2 protein-coding genes and 2 pseudogenes are annotated in these 2,269 nt (G+C 52.7%); all 4 read right to left on the bottom strand.

Translation table 11 applies throughout. The annotated features are described in order from the left end of the window. Nucleotides 1-238 (bottom strand): annotated as a pseudogene (locus tag STRDD11_RS11380) (purine-nucleoside phosphorylase); the annotation flags it as partial. Nucleotides 239-273: 35 nt separating this feature from the next. Then, complete coding sequence (locus tag STRDD11_RS11385) at nt 274-1,008, bottom strand: glutamine amidotransferase-related protein (RefSeq protein WP_128837398.1); 735 nt, start codon at nt 1,006-1,008, stop codon at nt 274-276. A gap of 23 nt (nt 1,009-1,031) precedes the next feature. After that, nucleotides 1,032-1,844 carry a purine-nucleoside phosphorylase gene (locus STRDD11_RS11390; protein ID WP_128837399.1) on the bottom strand — a complete coding sequence of 271 codons (813 nt, stop codon included), beginning with the start codon at nt 1,842-1,844 and terminating at the stop codon, nt 1,032-1,034. A 15-nt stretch (nt 1,845-1,859) separates the two neighbouring features. After that, nucleotides 1,860-2,269, bottom strand: a pseudogene (locus STRDD11_RS11395) (phosphopentomutase); the annotation flags it as partial.

Genomic DNA, 2,269 nt, shown 5'->3' on the forward strand with positions numbered 1-2,269 from the left:
AGTCCACGATCAGCTCACGGGCATAGATGGAGATAGAAGGCATGCCCATCCCGGTCCCCATGACAGAAACCCGGTGGCCCTTGTAAGTTCCGGTGTAGCCGAACATATTGCGGACTTCATTGAAGCAGACCGCATCTTCTAGGAAGTTTTCTGCGATGAATTTTGCCCGAAGCGGATCGCCCGGCAGGAGGATTTTGTCAGCAATTTCGCCTTGCTGAGCAGCGATATGGATAGACATAATCATGATTACAGGCCTAAGCCTGCCCTTTCTTTTTATTCTGCTGATGTGGAGGAGGTGCTTTCGGTCAGGGAGTCAAGAAAAGCACCTAGTTTTTCATTCATCTCTGCGTAATGGTAATGCAGGATTTCTTCAGGAGTTTGGATAAAAGGATGACACTGGCTTTGGGCAAGCAGGGCTTCTCTGCCTTCTGCGGCGATTAACAGCTCAACCAGCTCATGAGTCAGCTCTAGGTGCGCCTGAAAAGCGTAGTGCTTGGGAGAAAAGCGGACAATCTGGCGCGGACATCCTTGGCTGGTCGCAAGCACCTGAGCCCCTTGGATCAAGCCCGGCATATCCCCATGCCAGTGACCGACGACAAGCTGCTCACCAAGATGCTGAAGGTGCTGGTCTTTCAGCCCTTCAGCTGTCAGCTCAATCGGATAATTGCCTATCTCCCGCTCCGGACTAGGCTCGTACTGAGCACCATAGGCCTGCGAGAGCAGCTGAGCCCCCAGACAGATGCCTAAGATATACCTGTCCTTAGACAGGGCAGAGCGGATGAGCTTGATTTCTTCCTCAGGATGATAGTAAGGGAAGGCTTCCAAGTCTGGATCCGGAGACTGCGGACCACCCATGACAATCAGAAAATCAATAGCATCAGCTGTTTGCGGAAGCTGCTCAGATTGGTAAACTTTTGTCATGGAAATCTCATGTCCCCGCGTCTGGGCCCAATCCAGATAAGTACCCGGAGCCTCAAAGGACTCATGTAAAACAAAATGAACGCGCATCCCAAGCTCCTTTCTGCGGACTTTTACAGCTCAGTCAGCACAGCCTTGACAAAGCCTTTGAAGTTTTCCTTAATCCGCTCGGTCACTTCTACAACTTCTGCATGGTTGAGCTCGCTTTGGAAGCCTGCTGCAAAGTTGGTAATGGCTGAAATCCCCAGCACTTTGAGGCCGGAGTGAGCTGCCACGATGACTTCCGGCACCGTTGACATACCGACCGCACTGGCTCCCAGCGTTTGGAAGGCGCGGATTTCGGCCGGTGTCTCATAGGTCGGACCGGTCACACCCAGATAGACTCCTTCCTGCAGGTCAATACCCAGCTTTTCAGCCACAGCGTGTGCTTTCTCACGGTAGGCCTTGGTGTAAGCATCTGACATATCAGGAAAGCGCGGGCCAAACTCGTCCAGATTAGCGCCAATCAGCGGATTTTGGCCGGTCATATTGATATGGTCTGAAATGGCCATGAGCGTTCCGGGACCGTAGCCAATGCCGCCCGCTGCGTTGGTGACAATCACACCGGCTGCACCCAGTGCCTTCATGACACGGACAGGGAAGGTCACGACTTCCATCGGATTGCCCTCGTAAAAGTGGAAACGTCCCTGCAGAGCAAGAACCTTACGGCCAGCCAAGTCGCCATAGACCAGCTTGCCCGCATGGCCGACCACCGTTGAGCGGCCCCAGTTGGGAATATCCGCATAGTCTAGGCTGATGGCATTCTCAATCTCATCAGCCAGCTCTCCCAAGCCGGATCCTAAGATAAGACCAAACGCAGGTGCTGTCATGCCCTTTTCCTGTAAAAAAGCAGCTGTTTCTTTGATTTTTTCAGATAAAGTTGTCATCCCTTTTCCTTTCGCTTAGACCAATTCATTGAGGAAGCTTTGGCCGATCATAGCCTTGTCCACGCCAAAGTTCTCCGCAACCGTCGCTGAAATATCCGCAAAATGACCGATGGGCAGATGGCCGTGGCCTTTGAGTGATTTGCCAAAGACCAAAAGCGGGATATACTCACGCGTATGGTCTGTTCCCGCATAGGTCGGGTCATTGCCATGATCCGCTGTAATCATCAGCAGATCATCCTCGCGCATGCTGTCGATGATTTCCGGCAGCCGGCTGTCAAACTCCTGCAGGCAGTCACGGTAGCCCTGCGGATCGCGGCGGTGTCCGTAGAGGGCGTCAAAGTCTACCAGATTCGTGAACGAGAAACCCTGCTTAAACTCTTCGGATTGAATGGTTTTGACTAGATTGTCCACACCGTGGCTGTTCG

The sequence above is a fragment of the Streptococcus sp. DD11 genome (assembly GCF_001578865.1).
GTDB classification, from domain to species: Bacteria; Bacillota; Bacilli; order Lactobacillales; family Streptococcaceae; genus Streptococcus; species Streptococcus panodentis.

Bases quoted from the DNA above. Each gene is read 5' to 3' on its own strand.
- STRDD11_RS11385 (WP_128837398.1), bottom strand. From the start codon at position 1,008: ATGCGCGTTCATTTTGTTTTACATGAGTCCTTTGAGGCTCCGGGTACT.
- STRDD11_RS11390 (WP_128837399.1), bottom strand. From the start codon at position 1,844: ATGACAACTTTATCTGAAAAAATCAAAGAAACAGCTGCTTTTTTACAG.